This window comes from Bradyrhizobium sp. SZCCHNS3016, assembly GCF_032484535.1.
GTDB lineage: Bacteria > Pseudomonadota > Alphaproteobacteria > Rhizobiales > Xanthobacteraceae > Bradyrhizobium.
The window spans coordinates 202,070-220,152 of sequence record NZ_JAUETE010000008.1; the positions used below are offsets into that span (position 1 = coordinate 202,070).

Genomic DNA, 18,083 nt, shown 5'->3' on the forward strand with positions numbered 1-18,083 from the left:
GGTGTCGGAATGCCAACCTTGGAACTAACAAGAGACCCCAATCCGTTAAAGGTTGCGTAAAAGATGGGCACCGTAGGACTACGCGTTGTGCATTACAGTGGGGCGGGAGCTGGGCGCCACCTTAAACAACCAGCAATTGATACCGCATGCGAAATGCCTCGTGACGCATAAGCGTCCGAGCTTTGGGCAGCGAGCCCTCGAAACGAGGGCGCAGGGAATGCCGGGTGAAGGCCTCACCCATGGCCCGCCTGCGAAAAAAATGCAGGCGGCAGGTACCACAGGCAAAGCCGTAGCCGGCATTCCCTGCGCGATGGTTTTAACAACTTATACGCGATCTCCCCGGGGACCGGGCTTTCTTGCCCCCGTCATCCGCGCCGTGACTTTATCGGCACCGGCACGAACTTAGCGCCAGCATCGGGGCGCCAGGACCACGCGACTTCGTCGTCCGCGAGCGGCCATGCCCGTCGTGCATCGCAGCCCACGTCCACCGCAGCCCGCCCCAACGTCCGTGACGACGCGTACGCCCCTCGCAACGAGGCGGGATGGGGAGATCATACAAGATTTCTGGAAAAAAGAAACAGCAAAATGGCGTGGGGGTATTCGGCTAAAGGGGATGCTGCCGAGCATGGGCCCGTTCAGCCGAATGATGGCGTTTCGGCGAACATGGTGCTAAGAGCGAACCGAGCATCCTGCTGGCGGAGCCGTCGTCTCCGTGTTCGCCGCGAACAGGACGGAGCTACGCATGAGCACCGGAATCAGTCGAGGCGTGTTTTGGGCAGGCGGTTTCGTGGCCGCGCTCGCAGCGGGCGCTGCCGCGATCGTGCTGGCGCCTAGTATCGGTCTCGACCTTTCGATCTTCAAGCGTGAGCCGTCGGCCGCAAGCCCGACGGATGCTGCAGCACCGCGAGCGGCGTCTGCCTCCGCGGCTCCGGGCCGCGCGGTGGTGGAGCAGGAGCCGGCAGACCCGGGCGGCGCGAAGCAAGCTGCGGCCGCGCTGGCGACTGCCCGGCAACAGGCTAGCGGTCTGGCAGCGCTGTTGGCGCCGGTTGCGCCAGCCGCTCTCGACAGCGACGAGCCGTCGTTCGACGTGGTCAGCGTGGAGCCCTCGGGGGAGACCGTGGTCGCAGGCCGGGCCGCGCCCGGCGCGACCGTCGAACTGCTGCGCAACGGCGAGCCGCATGCGCAAACGGTTGCCGATCGATCGGGACAATTCTCCATGGTTCCGCCTCCCTTGCCGGCTGGAGCGTTCGACCTGACCCTGCGGTCACGGCAGCTCGACGGCCGCGAGGTGTCATCCAAGCAGAGCGTGGCCGTCGTGGTCGACGCCCGAAAGCAACCGCCTACGGTCGCGTTGATCGCTCCGGACCAGCCGACCCGCGTGCTGTCGAAGCCTGAGGGGGCGACGCCTCAGGCCGTGGCGATAGAGGCCGTGGACTTCGAGCCGAACGGAAATCTGCGCGTCAGTGGACGGGCCCGGCCCGGCGCGACGGTGCGGCTCTATCTCAACGATCGCCTGGTCAGCTCGGCCATTGCCGGTGCTGACGGTCGTCTCGCGGCGACCATCAAGGACGCCGCCTGGGGCAGCAAGGACCGGTTGCGGCTCGACGAGGTGGATGCCAAATCGGGATCCGTTGAGGCCCGTGCCGAGGTGCCCTTGAACGTTCCCGATGCTGTGACGACGGCATCGGTGTCGATCCCCGCGGCGGCTGCCGGCGCGGCCGGCTCGCGCACGCAACCCGCGGCGGCGTCGAATGCTGACCTCAAGGATATCCCTGCGTCGCCCGCCCGCGGTGGAGCAAAGACGATTACCGTCTCGCGCGGCGACAGCCTGTGGCATATCAGTCGCCGTCTGCTCGGCGAAGGCACGCGCTATGCCGTGATCTACCGGGCCAACCGGGAGCAGATCCGCCGGCCGGACCTGATCTATCCAGGCCAGGTCTTCGTGCTGCCGGCCAAGCGGTAGCCAGCAGCTTCGGACTGATCGCCGCGAACGGGAGCGGACCATCATCACCGAGGCTGTGACGATCGCGGTGGGAGCGCGAGCGTGACGGCGCCGGCCGCGTACTCGCTGTGGAGCGCGCCATGGCATCCGCTCAGCCGTTCGTCGCCGGTTCAAGCGTCGGGCGGCTCGTCTGTTCGAAAGCCCGCTGCGGCGATGCCGGCGATCGCGCAGGCCTCGTCATTGTCGCCGAGATCACCGGAAATGCCGACGGCGCCGAGCACCTGCCTGTCCGGCCCGAGCACCAGAATGCCGCCGGGCGAGGCGACGAGGCGGCCGCCGGTCGTGGCTGATAGCATCGTGAAGAATGTCGGCATGTTGCCGGCGCGACGGCTCAGCTCGCGTGATCCGAAGCCCATGCCGAGCGAGCCGAAGGCCTTTGCGAAGGCGATGTCGAAGCGGACGATGCCGGCGCCGTCCTCGCGCTTGTAGGCGATGAGGTGTCCGCCTGGATCGAGCACGGCGACCGCGAGCGGCGCGAGCTTGCGTGCCCGCCCTTCGCACAGCGCGGCGTCGATGATGATCACGGCGTCGTCGAGCATCAGCATGATGTGCGCTTCCTCATTCAATGAGCGATATGGCCTCAGACGAACATCGCGAGGATGCCGAGGGCGCTCTCGGGCCGCGGAATGCGGAAGCTGATCGTCTTCCAATCCGCCGCGGCCGGCCGTTCCAGGCAGCGATCGAGCCAGCGGTCGACATGGGGCCACGGTGACATGTCGAGCGAGCCGAGCCGGGCCAGAGTCATGACGGCGGCGACGTTCAGGTCGGCCACGGTGAAGCGGCCGCCGACGAGATAGGGCTTGTCGGTGAGATGCCGATCGAGGACCCCGAGCGGACGACCGAGCTTGGTCAGCGCCGGCATTGCGCTTGTCGGCATCGAACAGGACGCGATTGGCTGCGGCAAGGAGCAGCGGCTTCTCGATCTCGGTGACGACCCAGAAGCTCCATTGGGTGACGAGCGCGTCTTCGTCCAGCGTGGCCGGCGACAGGTCGCTGCGGTAGCGGCGCGCCAGATGGAGGTTGATCGCGAGCGACTCGAACAGGCTGATCTCGTCGGAGACGAACGCAGGTACGCGGCCGTTGGGATTGATCTTCAGGAACTCCGGCGTGTGGGAGCTGCCGTCGGTGAAGCCGGTCGGAACGTGCTCGAAGTCGAGCGCGAGCTCCTTCAGCATCCAGGCGCAGCGATGCGCGCGCGAGTGCATCGAGCCGTACAGACGTATCATCGTGTTTCCCCCGGTTGTGTCGGACCTGCTGCGAGGCTCTTTGTCATTGAACCGTCGTCGTTCGGCGTGAGGCGCTGGCGGATCTGTGACCAGCGCCTCCGTGGCCGGAAGCGTTACAGGACGTCGGCGTTCACCCAGATGCCGTGGAAGCCCTCGTGGACCCGGCACGGGAAGCGGATCGTCGCGACGGGGCCGGCCGACAGATTGCGTGCGTCGAGGATGACGAGATCGGTGCGGTTCTCCGCCCGACGCCCGACGATGCTGAGCAGCCAGCCGTCGCCCTCGGTTGCGTCCGCGCGACGCGGCACGAAGCAGGGCTCTTCGGGCGAGCTGTCGGTGCCGGCGTAGTAGAAGTCGAGCTTGCCGGTCTCCTCGTCGAAATGTCCGAGGCAGGTGAAGGGCGGTCCTTTGGGGCCGAATGGCAGCATCGGGCCGAGCTTGGGGTTGTTGGTGCCGAACCAGAAGTGCCTGACGCGGGTCATCGCGAAGCGCTGGTCGATGACCGGCATCTCGCCGATGTGTCCGATGAAGCGCGATATGTCGATTGCGCCAGATGCACTGGACAGATCGATCGTCCAACGTTCGCCGAAGGGCGGCAGCTCCTTGGCCTCGGGATTGTGGATGTCCGGAAACTGGCTGAGCCAGCCGGACTCCGTGACGAACTGGTCGAGCACCAGGCGGCTGCCAACTTCCCAGGCGTTGAAGGTGTGGGTCTGCATCGCGAGTTTCGGCGCCGTGAACCAGCGGATGCCGGCCACGCCCTGCCGGCGCGGGATCACGGCGACATGGGTCTGCCGGTGGCTGTCCCAATGCCAATAGGGCTCGCCCTTCCTGACGCGATCCCAGTCGCAGACCATCGGGCAGATCACGAAGGCGATGTAGTTGCGCGACACCAGGAAGTCGTGGACCATCGAGCAGTAGGGCGCGGTGAAGCGCTCGGTGCGGGTGAACTCGCCGTCCGGCGCGATGGTGTAGAGCTCGATGTCATTGCTGGCCGTGCCGTCGCAATTATAGGCGAACGCGATGCACTCGCCGGTGAGCGGGTCCATCTTGGGATGGGCGGTGAAGGTCCGGCTTCGGAGCTGGCCGCCGAAATCGGTCTCGCCGCGGGTTTCCAGCGTGACCGGATCGAGCTCGTAGGGGCGGCCGGATTCCTTCAGGGCATAGAGCTTGCCATGATGCCACATCACCGAGGTGTTGGCGGTGTTGGCATCCTCGCCCGCCACCTCCGGGGAATTGGTGAACGGATTGCGATAGGCGCCGAACATCGCCTTGCGCGCCTGCCGCTCGATTAGGAACTTGCGAGTGCGGACGTAGCGCATTGCCAGATCGGCATGGCCGTTCTGGATGCGGACCATGTGCACCATGCCGTCGCCGTTGAGGAAGATGTCCTTGCCCAGCAGGGGCGGGTAGGTGTGGTCAGCGCTGTTGCGGTAGTAGACGCCTTCGAGCCCCGCTGGAATGCGGCCGATTACCTCGAGGTCATGCACTTCGCCTTCGATCCGCACGGGAGCGGCATAGCCGGAGAAGACGATGTCTTGCGGAAACTGCAGGCCGTTGTGCTGCGTGACGTGCTTGTTCATGGGGCTCTCCTCAGGGACAGGGGAACGCTGCGCTCAGGCGGAGCGCAGCATGGCCGGTGGCGCGGCGGCGCGCGCCTTGAAGGTCAGCATCAGGACGACGGCGAGCGCGGATGTGATTCCGGCCATGGAGCTCAGGCCGCCATAGCCCAGGGTCTCCACGATCGCGCCGGCGACGGCGGGCCCTGCGGCCGACCCGATCATCATCATCGCCGGTGTCGCCGCTACCGCGCGCCGGCTCGGATCGATCTGCGACAGCAGCCCGAACAGGAAGGTATGGGTGAAGATCACGATCGAGACGTAGGGGATCGCAAAGGCCGCGTAGGTCGAAAGGCCCTGAGCGTTGACAATCACGATTGCGAGCAGCGCCTGCAACATGGGGCCGGCGATGCCGACCGCGATCGGTGATAGGCGTCGTTGCAGGGCCGCGGCGAGCGCGCCGGGAACCAGGTTGATGAAGCCGACGGCGACCAGGACCTTGGTGACATCGGCCTGCGAGAATCCCTTGTGATGGCCGATGCGCTCCAGGAAGGAGAAAACGAGCGACTGGTTGAAGGCGAGGCAGATCACGACGACGATGATCAGCCAGGCTTTGCCGGGCATGGCGTGCAGCACCTCGCCGCCGGTCATGGCGGTGCCGACGGAGCGCGGGAAGCCGACAGCGGCCAGCAGCGCCGCGACCGCCATGCTGGCTGCGAACACGACGAACAGCAGGCGCGGGCTGATTGCATGGATCAGAGCCGGCACCGCGGCGAAGAAGGCGACGCTGAAGATGGCGAGCGCGACATTGGCGAGGCCGAACAGGCGGTGCGGATTGTCGGTACGGCCCATCGTGCCGTGCGTCATCGACAAGGCGGCACCGGCCGCGAGGCCAGCGATTGCGTGGATGATCGGCAGAACCGAGAATGGCACCAGCTCTGGCGGCCTGCTCGCCAGATAGCCGAAGGCCGCAGCGGCCACGACGAAGCCGCCGACCACGATGGTGCGCGCGTCGAGCCGCGTGAACGATCGCGCGGTCACCAGGCTCGCGAGCACGATGCCCGCCAGGAAGCTGGTGACGGTGGCACCGGCCTGTGCCGGTGACAGGCCGTAGAATTCGATGAACGTTCCGACCCAGACCGGCAGCGCCACCAGGTCCAGCATGCCGGCCACGTGGCATATGGCCAGCACAATTCCGCCAGAGCTCGATCGGCTCATGTTTCCCTCCCCGAGAACGGACCGGTTGCGGGGCCCCATGGCCCGGGCTTTTGCGCGCCCTTGCCGCCGCTGGTCCGACCACACGCTAGGTCGAATCCGTAATCCGGCAAAATCGATTGAATTGCGCGCTCTCATCGATACGATCGATACCAAGCGACAAGGACAGGGGAGGGGACGCGCTCGATGCGGCTGGACAGGTTCGATCTCAATCTGCTAGTGGCGCTCGACGCGCTGCTCGACGAGCGCAACGTCACGCGGGCTGCGGATCGCCTCCGGCTCGGCCAATCCGCGACCAGCGCCGCTCTGGCGCGTCTGCGCGAATTCTTCGAGGACGAGTTGTTGACCCAGGTCGGACGGCAGTTCGAGTTGACGCCGCTAGCCCAGGCGCTGGTGGAGCCGGTCAAGGACACGCTCGTTCATGCGCGCGCCGCGATCAGCACGAGACCGGACTTCGATCCCTCGAAGGTCAGCCGCACATTCCGGATCTGCGCGTCCGACTACGCGACCTATGTGCTGGTGTCGCGGGTGGCGATCGCGCTCGCGCAGCGCGCGAGCGGATTCCAGCTCGAGATCGCGCATCTGCCCAAGCATGTCGAGCAGGTGTTCGGGCTCGGCGACATCGACCTGATGATACTGCCCGAGCAATATGCATCACGGATAGCGCATCCGCAGACGCATCTGCTGTCGGACGATCATGTCTGCATGATGTGCCGGGAGCGGCCGTTGCGGCGTGGCAGGCTGTCCGAGGACGATTATTTCGCGGCCCATCACGTCAACGTCCGCCTCGGCGAAGCCGGCACCTTCTCGTTCGAGGAATTGTTCTTCCCGCGCGCCGGCCGGCCGCGAAAGATTGCCTGTACGGTCGATTCCTACTGCCTGCTGCCCAGGATGTTGTGCGGGACGGACCGGATCGCGACCGTGCATCGGCTGCTCGCGCAGGATCTGGCGCTGCATTATGCCGTGAAGTTCGTCGACTTCCCGTTCGAGATTCCGAGCTTGAACGAATCCATGATCTGGCCCTCGTTCAGGGATCAGGACCCCAGCCACAAATTTCTGCGCCAGGTGTTCGCCGAATGCGCGGCGCAGGTCGCGCCCGAGGGCCGGAGCAGGGCGCGCGCGGCGCGCAAGTAACCGGAGTGTGTCGGTCGTCTGCCTAGCCGGCGCTCAGCCGTACACCCGCGCGCAAGAATTTCTGCGGGTCGACGGCTTCGCCGTCGATGCGGGTCTCGTAGTGCAGATGCGGGCCGGTCGAGCGGCCTGTCGAGCCGACCTCGCCGATGATGTCGCCGATCTTCACCTGCTGACCGATCTTGACGTTGATCTCGGAGAGATGGCCGTAGCGGGTGGAGAGACCGTTGCCGTGATCGACCTCGACCATGCGGCCATAGCCGCCGGCCCAGCCGGCATTGACCACCTTGCCGTTCGCTGTCACGCGAACCGGATCGCCGGTGGCAGCACGGAAGTCGAGCCCGGTATGCATCGCGGGGCGGCCGAGGAACGGATCCGAGCGCACGCCGAAGCCGGAGGTGAACTCGACCTCGCCGATGACCGGCTTGCGATAGGGTACCAGCGACAGCGCGCGGTTCATCTTCTCGACCTGGGCGCGGGTGATGCTGATGCGGTAGAGCTGACGCTCGAACGGACCGGATTCGGCGCCGAGCTTGACCGGCACGAACGGGCCGCCCATGCCGCCCTTCGGCGCGGCCGCCTCGAGCTGGCCCATGTCGAGGCCGAGATCGGTGATGACGCCGCGCATCCGCCGCAGCTTCGATTCCAGCGTCTCCTCGGCCGAGGACAGCATCGCGATCTGCCGCGCCTCGACCTGGTCGAGCGAGCGCGTCAGCCGCGTCAGCACGCTGTCGACGCCGGCGAGCTTGGTCGATGGGTTCGGCTGCGCATTCGCCATCACGGGGCTGCGCGATTCGAGCCGGGCCTCGCGGTCCGGCGGCGCGGTGAAGATCACGGTGTCGCTGATCGGCGACGGTTTTGGCGCGGACGGCGCCGACTCGGTTGCCGCGGGTCCGCGCGCTGGCAGACGGATCGAGCCGGTCACGTCGGGCATGCTACCCAGCGCGGTGGCGCGGCCCTCGAGCGCGGTCTGGCGCTTCAGAATCTGGTCGAGCTTCTGGTCGAACTGTTCCTGGTCGAGCAGCTGGCGGCTGGTGGCGCGGTCGACCTTGGCGCGCAGCTCGGCGATGCGGTCCTCATAGGCGTATTGCATCTCGGCCTGGCGCGCGATCAGCCGCGTCAGCACGTCGTCGCGGAAGGCGAAATAGGTCGCGGTCGCCGCCGACCAAAGGCCGAGCAGGCTGACGGTGCCGACCACGATCCAGAACACCACGGGGCCGATGCGCACCTGCTTGCCGGCATGCACCAGCGTGTAGTCGCTCTGCGATGCGGCCGCGACCTGCGCCGGATGGCTGACGGGTGCACGCCGATGGTGGTGGGCGTGCCCGCGATCATGAGGATGGTGCTGGGGATATTCGGCGTGATGGCCGGAACGATACGACATCGGCACTCCCGCGCCGGCCGGAGATCGTCATTCCAGCGGCGTCATTTACGGGAGCGATTTGACCTCTGCATGGTTAATTTTCCGCCAACGCCGTCAGGCGCATTCTCAGAGCGCGCGCGTCGCCGCCAGCACCGCATCGGCGTGGCCGTCGACCTTGACGTTGCGCCACATCTTGGCGACGCGGCCGTCGGCGCCGATCAGGATGGTGCTTCGGATGATGCCGAGAAACTTGCGGCCATAGAGCGACTTCTCGCCCCAGGCGCCGTAGGCCTCCAGCATCTCGTGCGTCTCGTCCGAGATCAGGGGCACGGCGAGATCGTGCTTGTCGCGGAAATTGTCCTGCGCCTTGACCGAATCGGCGGAGACGCCGAGCACGGCGGCGCCGGCGGCGGCGAAGTCCTTCGACAGGCGGGTGAAGTCGATCGCCTCCTTGGTGCAGCCGGGCGTATTGGCCTTGGGATAGAAGAACAGCACGAGCTTCCGGCCGGCATAGTCGGCCAGCGAGACGGTTCCGCCGCCATCGCGCGGCAGCTTGAAGGCGGGCGCCTTGGCGCCCTCGGCGAGGCCCGTTCCGGCCGCAGCCGGCGTCGCGGGCTTGGCCTTCGCCGCCCCGGTTTTGGTGGGCGCGGCTTTGGTCGTCGCGGTCTTGGCGGAGGTCGTCTTGGCGGCTTTCGTCAATGCCGGTTTGGCCGTCTTCTTGGTCGCCTTCTTGGCCGCGGTGGCGAGCCGGTTCCCGTCAATCGCCCCGTAGGACGCCGGGTCGGAGGATTTCTTTTGTGATTCCTTTGACATACGCCTTCCTTTCGTCGCTTTCGGCGGCTCAAAAATGAAAGTATCTCGGTTCTTGTCCGGTGTCCCGGGATCGATCTGGCATCCGTGCTTCGCGGCGCGCAGGGGATCACGCCTCTTGCGATGAAGGGAAGATCATGGCTACCAGCAGGCGTGAGCACCAGCGCAGTCGAGCACAGTGCAATGACGACTCTCGTACCGTCCGGATCAGACGCTCCACCAAAAATTTCGTCCGGCGGTGGAGCGGCGCCGGTCCGCTGGCGCGAGCAGGTGGGCAAACCTGACGGCGGTGGGGTATGGTGACGGGGATTTCGCGCGTCGTCCGCGCCGCCGGCGTACCGCCGGCAGGCGTGTTGACAGCTCCCGCCGAAGCGTGACGGGATCATTGGGGGATCGGGCCCTGCCGGCAGTGAGCACGCGCGCTGCGTGAACGGGCGGGGCCACACCGGCGACCAACCTGGCCGAGGCCAGATTGGCACGAAATGTTTCGGACACGAGGGGCCGGCACCGAGAGGCAATGGCAAGACAGACATCACCCCACCGGCCCCATCTGCAAGCGGACACCCAGGGCCAACAGTGGGATGAGGCCGACTGGGATGTGGCCGACCAGTACGAGGCCGCCGCCGAGCCCGACGAGAGGGCCGGGCAGCGCGGCCGCCGCCTGTTGTCGCGGTCCGATTCGGGCGAGAGCACCGGTCGATTAGGCGGACTGCGCCCGCGTGTGCCGGGCGGCCGCATGGTCAAGCGGGTCGTCGTCACCTTGGCATCGCTGATGCTGCTCGTGGGGCTCGGCTTCGCCGGCCTGTGGCTGCGGCTGGGTGCGGGCCCGATCAGCCTCGATCTGGCGACGCCGTGGCTCGCGGCGGCGATCGAGGACAATATCGGCCACGGCAACACCGTCGAGGTCGGCGGCACCCAGATCGAGCGCGCCGGCCGGATCCGGATCGCGGTCCGGATCCGCGACATCATCGTGCGCGATCAGGATCACGCCATCGTCGCCAGCGCGCCCAAGGCCGAGGTGCGGCTGTCCGGCGCTGCGCTGCTGATGGGCCAGCTGCGCGCCGAGAGCCTCAAGCTGGTCGACGCCGAGCTCGCGATCCGCATCACGCCGGACGGCACCGTCACCGTATCGACGGGTGAGACCAACAAGCCGCTCGCGACGGGCGTCGCCTCCAAGCGCGACGCCGGCCTGCCGCCGACATTCCCGCGGCCGGGACAGGCCGCGCCACCGCCCAATGCGCCGGGACCGCAGGCCGGCTCGCAGCCGTCGGCACCGACCACCTCGACTTTGCCTGCGGCCGCCGCGCCAGCCGCTGCCCAGAACGGCCTGCTGGCCGGCCTCGACTGGCTCGACAGCCTCAGCCTGACCGGGCTCGATGGCCAGAACCTGAACGAGATCGGGTTGAAGAACGGCGTGCTGATCGTCGACGACCAGCAGCGCGGCAACAAATGGACGTTCGAGAACATCAGCCTCAGCCTGCGCCGGCCGTCCGGCGGCGGGGTGGCGCTGAGCCTCGGCGAAGAGGGCGCCAGGCCGTGGCAGCTGCGCATCCTGGTCGGGCCCCAGGCCAACGGCGTGCGCACGGTGGACATCAAGGCCGACAAGGTCTCCACCAGCAACATCCTGCTGGCGATGCGGCTCAAGGATCTCACCTACATGGCGGACCTGCCCATGAGCGGCGAGATCAAGGGCGAGCTCGCGCGCGACGGGCTGCCGACCTATCTGCGCGGCAAGATCAACATCGGCGCGGGCAAGATCATCGACACCGATACGCCCGACTATCCGATGGCGATCGACTCCGCCGAGATCAGCATGGAATGGGACGCCGGGCGCCGCGTGCTGGTCGCGCCGTTGAAGGTGATCTCGGGCGCCAACCGCGTCACGCTCAACGCCAATCTCGAGCCGCCGAACGACACCGCAAACGACTGGCGGCTGGGTCTCAACGGCGGCACCATTCTGCTCGGCGCCATCGAAAACGAGCCGCCGCTGATCTTCAACCGCATCTCGATCAACTTCCGCTTCGACACCGAGGGCAAGCGCGTGCTGCTGACGCAGGCCGAGGTGTCCAACGGCGAGATCGGCGTCGCCGGCACCGGCAGCGTCGAATATGCCGGCGAGCCGCGGCTGAAGCTCGGCTTCGCGGCGACGCCCATGCCCGCGCTGGCGATGAAGCGGATCTGGCCGGCGCTGATCGTGCCGGAGGTGCGGGCCTGGATCATCGAGCGCATCGAACGCGGCTCGGTGCAGCGGATCGATGTCGCGGTCAATTCGCCGACGCGCAACCTACCGCGCAAGGGGCCGCCGATTCCCGACGATGGTCTCGACGTCAACATCGTCGCCACCAATGTCACCGTGCATCCGGTCGACGGCCTGCCGTCGGTGCGCGATGCCGACGTGAAGGCGCATGTCACCGGCCGCACCGCGACGGTGACGATCGGGCAGGGCGTCGCGGATACTCCGGCCGGACGCAAGCTCAACTTCTCCGACGTCGTGTTCGAAGTGCCGGACATGGCGCCAAAGCCGTCGCCGTCGCGGGTACGCATGCGCGTCGAAGGTCAGGTCGCCGCTGCCGCCGAGATCCTCGCCTCCGACCGGCTCAACGATCTGTCGTCGATGCCGATCGATCCCAACCAGACCAAGGGAACGTTCCAGGCCAGCGTCAATCTCGCGATGCCGGTCAAGGGCGAACTGACCAAGGCCGACACCAGCTACGCGGTCACGGCCGATCTCAATGGCTTTGCCGCCGACAAGCTGGTGATGAATCAGAAGCTCGAGGCCAACACGCTCAAGATCGTGGCCAACACCGCCGGCTATCAGGTGAAGGGCGACGTCAAGATCAACGGCCAGCCGGCCACGCTCGACTATCGCAAGCCGACCGAGGGCGACGCCGACATCAAGATGCAGGCGATCCTCGACGATGCCAGCCGGGCCCGGCTCGGCATGGATCTGGGCACCGCGATCACCGGCAACGTGCCGCTCAAGCTCAATGGCAAGATCGCCGGCTCCAGCGATCGCGACAGCCGCATCGGCGTCGAGGCCGATCTGACCCAGCTCAAGCTCGACAACCTGCTGCCGGGCTGGGTGAAGAATCCGGGCAAATCCGGGAAGGCCACCTTCAACGTTGTCGCCAAGCAGCAATCGACACGCTTCGAGGACATCAGCATCGAAGGCGGCGGCGTCTCCATCAAGGGCTCGCTGGAAGTCGACCAGAACGGCGACCTGATGAACGCCAACTTTCCGACCTATTCGCCGTCGGAAGGCGACAAGACGCAGCTCAAGGCCGAGCGCGGCCAGGACGGCGTGTTGAAGCTGTCGATGCGTGGCGACGTGTTCGACGGCCGCGGCTTCCTGAAGTCGGCGATCTCGGGCACCAACAAGGACGCCGACAAGAACAAGGCGCGCTCGAACCTCGACTTCGACGCTGAGGTCAAGCTTGGCGCCGTCGCCGGCTTCAACGGCGAGGCGCTGCGCAGCGTCGACGTCAAGCTCTCCAGGCGCGGCGGTGCCTTCAAGAGCTTCAATCTGAGCGGAAAGGTCGGCCGCGACACGCCGGTGACGGCCGACCTGCGCATCGGCCGCGAGGCGCCCAGCGCCGATCCGCGGGCACGCCGCCAGGGCCGCGAGGTGATCTATCTGGTGACCAATGATGCCGGCGCGCTGCTGCGGTTCGCCGACACCTATTCCAAGATGGCAGGCGGCGAGCTGGAGCTTGCGATGGAGCCGCCGACGGCCGACACCAGCCCCAAGGAGGGCCTGGCGATCGTTCGCAACTTCACCGTCAGGGGTGAGCAGGCGCTGGATCGCGCTGCCTCAGGCGCCGCACAGGGCGCCTCGCAAGGCATCGCCTTCACCATGCTGCGCGCGGAGTTCACGCGGCAGAACGGGCTGCTCTCGATCCGCGACGGCGTGGTCAAGGGACCGACGCTCGGCCTGACCATCGAAGGCAGCATCGACTACAACGTCAACCAGGTCCGGGCTTCGGGCACGATCGTGCCGTTGTACGGGCTGAACAACATGTTCAACCAGATCCCGATCGTCGGCCTGTTCCTCGGCGGCAGCAATGAGGGGCTGTTCGGCGTGACCTACGAGGTCGTCGGCACGCCGAGCCAGCCGGTGGTGCGCATCAATCCGATTTCGGCCATGCTGCCGGGCGTGACGCGCAAGATCATGGACTTCAACACCGGCAGGCAGCAATACCCGCCGGCGGAGCTGCCGCCGAACAATTGACGCCGCTGGCCGCGTCAGCGTTTGGCGACGCCGTTGCGGCGGATCGAAGCGGTCAGGCGGCTCTGACGCCCGCAAGGAAGGTGTCGACCTCGCGGGAGAGCTGCTCGGCCTGCTTGGAGAGGTTGCCGGCGGCGATCAGCACGTGGCCGGCGGCGCTTCCGGTCTCATTGGCCGCCGTCGAGACGCCGCCGATGTTGGCGGTGACCTCGCGGGTGGCCTGCGCCGTCTGGGTGACGTTGCGCGCGATCTCCGCCGTGGCGGTTCCCTGCTCCTCGATCGCCGATCCGATCGTCGCGGCGATCGCCGACACCTCCTCGATGGTCAGGGTGATGCCGTCGAGCGCGCCGACCGCTTCCCTGGTCGCGTTCTGGATCTGGGCGATGCGGTCGCCGATCTCCTGCGTGGCCTGCGCGGTCTGGCTGGCCAGGCTCTTCACCTCCGCTGCGACTACGGCGAAGCCGCGGCCGGCTTCGCCGGCGCGCGCGGCCTCGATCGTGGCGTTGAGCGCCAGCAGGTTGGTCTGGCCCGCGATGCTGGAGATCAGCTCGGCAACGTGCTCGATCTGCTTGGCGCCGTCGGCCAGTGCGCGAACGATCCCGTCGGTGTGGCGCGCGCTTTCGACGGCGCGTCCGGTGACCTCGGCGGATTGGGCGACCTGACGGCTGATCTCGGTGATCGACGAGGTCAGCTCCTCCGCAGCGGTGGCGACCGTCTGCACGCGCGAGCTCGCTTCCGTCGCCGCGGAGCTGACGGCGGTGGCGCGCGCATTGGTGCTCTCTGCCGTGCCGGTCATCGATTTTGCCGTCGCCTCGAGCTCTCCGGCGCCGGACGCCATCAGGGCGACGAGCTGGCCGACGGAGGCATCGAAGCGGTCGGCCATCGCAATCAGCGCGTCGCGCTTGTCCGCTTCGCTGCGCTGCTTGGATGCGGCCTGCTCCTGCTCCAGCATGCGCGCGGTGATCGCCGTCTTGCGCAGCACCTCAAGGGTCTCGGCCATGCGGCCGATCTCGTCGCCACGCTCGGTCTCGGCCACCGGCTGCTCGAGCCGCCCGCCGGCGATGTCCTGCATGCGATCCTTCAGCCGATGCAGTCCGCCGACCACATTGTGCGAGATCAGGAAGGACAGGATGCCGAGCAGCACGAGCAGCGCCGCGCCGATCCCCGCAAGCCGCATCAGCAGAGCGTAGACGTCCGCCTCGATGTCGTCGACATAGAGCCCATAGCTCATGACGATGTTCCATGGCGCAAAGCTGCGCACGAAGACGACCTTCCGGAGCGGCTCGGTCTGGCCGGGCCGGGGATAGAGATAGGACGTCGTGCTGCCTTCGGTTTTCTGCTGCGCAGCCTTGATCTGCGCATCGGCGATCATGACGCCGTTGGCGTCCTTGGTGCCGAGGATCTTGCCTTCCAGCTTCTCGTTGGCGGCGTTCAGAAGAAGCGCCGAATCGGACGCGTTGTAGGCGATCGGATATCCCTGGCCGTTGTTGAACGTCATCCGTCGCGCAAAATAGCGGAACTTGTTCTTGGCCTCGTCCACCGACATCTTTCCTGCCGCGACCTCCGTCTGCAGCGTCTCCGCGAGGCCGTAGACGAGGTCCACCGCCGTATGCATCTGGGTGATGCGATCCTCCAGCATGCGCGCGCGGCTGAGCCAACCGGAGACGGCCACGATCGCGATCACCGTCGCGATCGCAAGGATCACCATGCTTGCAAGCTTGGTGCGGAACTTCATGCGGCTGAGCAGTGTCACGGCTTCCTCTTCGTTGTTGTTGCCGAAACAACTATCATCAAGCTGCTTACTAATCATGAATGCGGATCTGTCGAGCTGAGTCCACTATGTGGACTGACGCGGCAATCAGGCGCGTCCCGGCACATCGTGCGCGGATGGCCCGACCGCAACTACGTGCGGAGGGCAGGAACCACGAGGAACGGGATCATCCCGATGACGACGCTCACGAGCGCGAGCAGAATGACGGCATCATAGCCGTGGGTGAGATCGTGGATGACGCCGCCGCTCCATGATCCAAGCGCCGAGCCGAGCCCGCTGCCGATCGTGATCGTGCCGTAGATGGTGCCGAGCCGCCTGCCGCGGAAGATCTTCATCGCGGTGGCCGACAGGAGCGGTCCGCGCGAGCCGATCATGCTGCCGAAGCAGACGACGAAGCCGGTGAGCAGGAAGATGTTCGGCGAGAATTGCAACGCCCACAGCATCAGGATTCCTGCGATCGATACGGCGTAGGAGAACAGCACCGACGGCCGTCGGCCGATCAACCCATCGAGGGCCGAGACGCCGAGCATGCCGAACAGCAGCACCACGCCCGAGAAGCCCCAGGCGGTGGCGGCCTGCAGCGGCGCGAAGCCGGCGTCGATCAGATAGGCGACGACCTGCGGCGCGATCGCATACATGCCAACGGCGGTGAAGAAGAAGGTCGAGAACAACGCCCAGAAGGCGTGATGACGTAGCGCCCGCGACAAGGTCCAGGCATCGTCGGCGAGCTCGTCGGCGACGGGCCTGGTGATGTGGGGCGCGCCGGCGGCAAACAGCCGCCAGGGCAGCAGCGCCAGCGGCACCAGCAGAATGAAGGTGGCGGCGCCGAACGCCTGATAGGTGCTGCGCCACCCGATCGCGTCGATCAGCAGTTGCGAGCCCGGCAGCAGGATCAGCACGCCGGCACCGGTGGCGGAATAGATCACCGCCATCGCGGTCGGCAGCTTCTTGCCGAACCAGCGGCCCAGCAGGATCGAGTTGGGGACGTTGCCGATCAGCGCGATGCCGATGCCGACGCACAGGCCGATGCTGATCTGGAACTGCCACAGCGCCTGCGCGTGCGCGGCGGCCGTGAAGGCTGAACCAAGCAGCAGGAGGCCGAGCGCATAGACGGCGCGTGGTCCGGAGTGGTCGAACAGCCGCCCGATCAGCGGAGCGGCGAGGCCGCCGGCGAGCGCCGTCAGCGAATAGATCGAGACGACCTCGGAACGATCCCAGCCGAAGCTGTCGGAGATCGGCTTGAGAAAGACGGTGAAGCTTTCTCCCAGCCCGCGGCCGATCACCGACAGCGCAAAGCAGAGACCCAGCACCACGAACGCCATGCGCACTCGTGGTGGAGCTGTCGGGGTTTCCTCGGCTTGCGCAGGCTCTCGCGGCGCGCTGATCGTCATGCCGTCAGGGAGCGCCTTTCGGCCTTCCCTGACAAGCAGGCAAAAGCGAATGCGGCTATGCAGGCCTGACCAGCACGTGGCGCTTCTTGCCCAGCGACAGCTTGATCACGCCCTCGCTGGTCAGTGCAGCCGGCGTCAGCGCCATCTTCTCGTCGGTGACCGCAATGTCGTTGACGCGCAGGCCACCGCCCTTGATCTGCCGCCGCGCCTCGCCGTTGGAGCCGACGAGGCCGGCCTTGACGAAGGCGTTGAGCACGCCAAGGCCAGCGTCGAGCTCGGCCTGCGGCACCTCGACCGTCGGCAGGTTCTCGGCGATGGCGCCTTCCTCGAAGGTGCGGCGGGCGGTCTCGGCAGCGGTGCGCGCCGCCTCTTCGCCATGCAGCAAGGTGGTGGCCGCATCGGCCAGTGCCTTCTTGGCCTCGTTGATCTCGGCGCCCTGCAGTGCAGCGAGCTTCTCGATTTCGGACAGCGGCAGCGTGGTGAACAGCTTGAGGAACTTGACGACGTCGGCGTCCTCGGTGTTGCGCCAGTACTGCCAGAAATCATACGGGCTGCACTGGTCGGCATTGAGCCAGATCGCGCCCTGCGCGGTCTTGCCCATCTTGGCGCCGGACGCGGTGGTCAAGAGCGGCGTGGTCAGCGCGAACAGCTGCTCGGTGCCCATGCGGCGTCCGAGCTCGACGCCGTTGACGATGTTGCCCCACTGGTCGGAGCCGCCCATCTGCAGCCGGCAGCCGGTGCGCCGCGCCAGCTCGACGAAGTCGTAGGCCTGGCAGACCATGTAGTTGAACTCGATGAAGCTCATCTCCTGCTCGCGCTCGAGCCGCAGCTTGACCGAGTCCATGGTCAGCATGCGGTTGACCGAGAAATGCCGGCCGATGTCGCGCAGCATCTCGATCCAGTTCAGCTTCGTCAGCCATTCGGCATTGTCGAGCATGATGGCATCGGTGGCGCCATTGCCGTAGCGCAGCACCTTGGCGAACACGCCGCGGATCGACGCCTTGTTGGCCTCGATCTCCTCGACCGTGCGCATCGCGCGGGTCTCGTCCTTGCCGGAGGGATCGCCGACCATCGTCGTACCGCCGCCCATCAGGGTGATCGGCTTGTTCCCGGTCTGCTGCAGCCAGTACAGCATCATCATGGTCAGGAAGTTGCCGATGTGCAGCGAGCGTGCGGTGCAGTCATAGCCGACATAGGCGGTCGCCTCGCCCTTGGCGGCGAGGGCATCCAGCCCCTCGAAATCCGAGCACTGATGAATGAACCCGCGGCTCTGCAGCACGTTCAGGAAATCAGACTTGAAGCCAGTCATTGTCGGCGACTCTGAGCATTTGTTTACGGTATTGACCGCTTGTCGCGGGGACGTGCGGGGGGCACATGCCACGGATACGGG

12 protein-coding genes and 1 pseudogene are annotated in these 18,083 nt (G+C 66.6%); 3 read left to right on the forward strand and 10 right to left on the reverse strand.

Features of this window, described 5'->3' with window-relative positions; all coding sequences use genetic code 11:
• The first annotated feature begins 742 nt into the window (after window positions 1-742).
• Window positions 743-1,963 carry a LysM peptidoglycan-binding domain-containing protein gene (locus tag QW881_RS17330; protein WP_316158543.1) on the forward strand — a complete coding sequence of 407 codons (1,221 nt, stop codon included), beginning with the start codon at window positions 743-745 and terminating at the stop codon, window positions 1,961-1,963.
• Window positions 1,964-2,112: 149 nt separating this feature from the next.
• Here QW881_RS17330 and QW881_RS17335 read toward each other — a convergent pair whose 3' ends face one another.
• From QW881_RS17335 to QW881_RS17350, 5 genes and pseudogenes are all read right to left on the reverse strand, one after another.
• A complete protein-coding gene (locus tag QW881_RS17335) occupies window positions 2,113-2,547 on the reverse strand; it encodes a GlcG/HbpS family heme-binding protein (RefSeq protein ID WP_316158542.1) in 435 nt (144 codons plus the stop codon).
• Between the two features lie 35 nt (window positions 2,548-2,582).
• Window positions 2,583-2,864, reverse strand: a complete 282-nt coding sequence (locus QW881_RS17340) for a glutathione S-transferase family protein (protein WP_316158541.1) — start codon at window positions 2,862-2,864, stop codon at window positions 2,583-2,585.
• 193 nt (window positions 2,865-3,057) lie between these two features.
• Window positions 3,058-3,228 (reverse strand): annotated as a pseudogene (locus QW881_RS32605) (glutathione S-transferase N-terminal domain-containing protein); the annotation flags it as partial.
• A 113-nt stretch (window positions 3,229-3,341) separates the two neighbouring features.
• The gene (locus QW881_RS17345) at window positions 3,342-4,811 is read right to left on the reverse strand and encodes a carotenoid oxygenase family protein (RefSeq protein WP_316158540.1); all 1,470 of its coding nucleotides are present in this window, start codon (window positions 4,809-4,811) and stop codon (window positions 3,342-3,344) included.
• Between the two features lie 33 nt (window positions 4,812-4,844).
• Complete coding sequence (locus QW881_RS17350) at window positions 4,845-6,005, reverse strand: MFS transporter (RefSeq protein ID WP_315755600.1); 1,161 nt, start codon at window positions 6,003-6,005, stop codon at window positions 4,845-4,847.
• A gap of 183 nt (window positions 6,006-6,188) precedes the next feature.
• Between QW881_RS17350 and QW881_RS17355 the strand changes: the two genes are divergently transcribed.
• On the forward strand, window positions 6,189-7,136 hold the full coding sequence (locus tag QW881_RS17355) for a LysR family transcriptional regulator (RefSeq protein ID WP_315755599.1): 948 nt from the start codon (window positions 6,189-6,191) through the stop codon (window positions 7,134-7,136).
• 22 nt (window positions 7,137-7,158) lie between these two features.
• Here QW881_RS17355 and QW881_RS17360 read toward each other — a convergent pair whose 3' ends face one another.
• Together QW881_RS17360 and QW881_RS17365 are read right to left on the reverse strand one after the other, a co-directional pair.
• The gene (locus QW881_RS17360) at window positions 7,159-8,517 is read right to left on the reverse strand and encodes a peptidoglycan DD-metalloendopeptidase family protein (protein WP_315755598.1); all 1,359 of its coding nucleotides are present in this window, start codon (window positions 8,515-8,517) and stop codon (window positions 7,159-7,161) included.
• A gap of 105 nt (window positions 8,518-8,622) precedes the next feature.
• The gene (locus QW881_RS17365) at window positions 8,623-9,309 is read right to left on the reverse strand and encodes a peroxiredoxin (protein WP_315755597.1); all 687 of its coding nucleotides are present in this window, start codon (window positions 9,307-9,309) and stop codon (window positions 8,623-8,625) included.
• Between the two features lie 514 nt (window positions 9,310-9,823).
• Here QW881_RS17365 and QW881_RS17370 point away from each other — a divergent pair.
• Window positions 9,824-13,534 (forward strand): DUF3971 domain-containing protein, encoded by a 3,711-nt coding sequence (locus tag QW881_RS17370; protein WP_315755596.1) that lies wholly within the window; start codon window positions 9,824-9,826, stop codon window positions 13,532-13,534.
• Window positions 13,535-13,586: 52 nt separating this feature from the next.
• Here the strand turns inward: QW881_RS17370 and QW881_RS17375 are convergent, their stop codons facing one another.
• The 3 genes from QW881_RS17375 to tyrS all read right to left on the reverse strand — a co-directional run bounded on the left by QW881_RS17375 (window position 13,587) and on the right by tyrS (window position 18,002).
• Window positions 13,587-15,284 carry a methyl-accepting chemotaxis protein gene (locus tag QW881_RS17375; RefSeq protein ID WP_315755594.1) on the reverse strand — a complete coding sequence of 566 codons (1,698 nt, stop codon included), beginning with the start codon at window positions 15,282-15,284 and terminating at the stop codon, window positions 13,587-13,589.
• Window positions 15,285-15,433: 149 nt separating this feature from the next.
• The gene (locus tag QW881_RS17380; protein ID WP_315755592.1) at window positions 15,434-16,693 is read right to left on the reverse strand and encodes an MFS transporter; all 1,260 of its coding nucleotides are present in this window, start codon (window positions 16,691-16,693) and stop codon (window positions 15,434-15,436) included.
• Between the two features lie 55 nt (window positions 16,694-16,748).
• A complete protein-coding gene (tyrS, locus tag QW881_RS17385; RefSeq protein WP_315755591.1) occupies window positions 16,749-18,002 on the reverse strand; it encodes a tyrosine--tRNA ligase in 1,254 nt (417 codons plus the stop codon).
• Window positions 18,003-18,083 lie beyond the last annotated feature (81 nt).

Bases quoted from the DNA above. Each gene is read 5' to 3' on its own strand.
- QW881_RS17355 (WP_315755599.1), top strand. From the start codon at position 6,189: ATGCGGCTGGACAGGTTCGATCTCAATCTGCTAGTGGCGCTCGACGCG.
- QW881_RS17380 (WP_315755592.1), bottom strand. From the start codon at position 16,693: ATGACGATCAGCGCGCCGCGAGAGCCTGCGCAAGCCGAGGAAACCCCG.
- QW881_RS17360 (WP_315755598.1), bottom strand. From the start codon at position 8,517: ATGTCGTATCGTTCCGGCCATCACGCCGAATATCCCCAGCACCATCCT.
- tyrS (WP_315755591.1), bottom strand. From the start codon at position 18,002: ATGACTGGCTTCAAGTCTGATTTCCTGAACGTGCTGCAGAGCCGCGGG.
- QW881_RS17330 (WP_316158543.1), top strand. From the start codon at position 743: ATGAGCACCGGAATCAGTCGAGGCGTGTTTTGGGCAGGCGGTTTCGTG.
- QW881_RS17370 (WP_315755596.1), top strand. From the start codon at position 9,824: ATGGCAAGACAGACATCACCCCACCGGCCCCATCTGCAAGCGGACACC.
- QW881_RS17345 (WP_316158540.1), bottom strand. From the start codon at position 4,811: ATGAACAAGCACGTCACGCAGCACAACGGCCTGCAGTTTCCGCAAGAC.
- QW881_RS17335 (WP_316158542.1), bottom strand. From the start codon at position 2,547: ATGCTGATGCTCGACGACGCCGTGATCATCATCGACGCCGCGCTGTGC.
- QW881_RS17365 (WP_315755597.1), bottom strand. From the start codon at position 9,309: ATGTCAAAGGAATCACAAAAGAAATCCTCCGACCCGGCGTCCTACGGG.
- QW881_RS17350 (WP_315755600.1), bottom strand. From the start codon at position 6,005: ATGAGCCGATCGAGCTCTGGCGGAATTGTGCTGGCCATATGCCACGTG.
- QW881_RS17340 (WP_316158541.1), bottom strand. From the start codon at position 2,864: ATGCCGGCGCTGACCAAGCTCGGTCGTCCGCTCGGGGTCCTCGATCGG.